Source organism: Streptomyces sp. AC627_RSS907 (genome assembly GCF_019049165.1).
In genome coordinates, this window is record NZ_JAGMUE010001165.1 from 1 (window position 1) to 675 (window position 675).

Annotated in this window: 1 protein-coding gene; it reads right to left on the reverse strand. The window is 75.7% G+C overall.

Annotated elements, in window-relative coordinates; all coding sequences use genetic code 11:
- A partial coding sequence (locus tag KUM32_RS40865; protein WP_217146725.1) for a hypothetical protein occupies positions 1-675 on the reverse strand: 675 nt, incomplete at both ends.

The window sequence follows — 675 nt, forward strand, 5'->3', positions numbered from 1 at the left end:
TGCGGACGAACTCCCGCTGCCGCTGCCTGCGCTCGCGCCGCAGACCGTCCCTGGCCACCTGGTCCAGGGCCTTCTTCCGCTTCTTGCGGGCCGCCTTGCGCAGCCGGGTGAACTCGGCCAGCTCCCCGGCGTCCCCCTGGCGCAGCGCGTCCAGCAGGCACTGCTCGTACGCGGCGGTCTCGGCGGAGGAGGCCGCGAGCGCCACCGCCAGCCTGACCCGCTCCGGGACCGGCGCGCCCAGCGCCACGTCCCGTACGAGCAGCTCCGCGAGCCGCCTGTCCCGGCTGGCCAGGTACGCCAGCAGGCTCAGGAATTGGGCGCGGCTGCCGCTGCCCGCCTGGGCCAGCAGGGAGCGCGCGTCCTCGCGATGCCCCGCCGCCTCCAGGGCGCAGGCCAGCTCCACGACGTCGCCGGCCGTGGCCCGCTGGGCGTAGTCCCGCAGCGCGTCGGGGGCCAGCAGTTCGCTGCCGCCGCGACGCATGCTGCGCACCAGGTGCACGGCGTGCCCGGCGAAGTGGCTGCGCAGGCCCTTCCAGAAGACCCGGCTCGCGTGGCCGCGCGCCCCGCACGCGCCCAGCCGCGCGATCAGCACCGCGAGTTCCTCCGGCGTCTGCACCACACAGGCTTCGGAGAGGATCGTCCAGGCGCCGCCCTCCAGAACGTCATCGACCACCG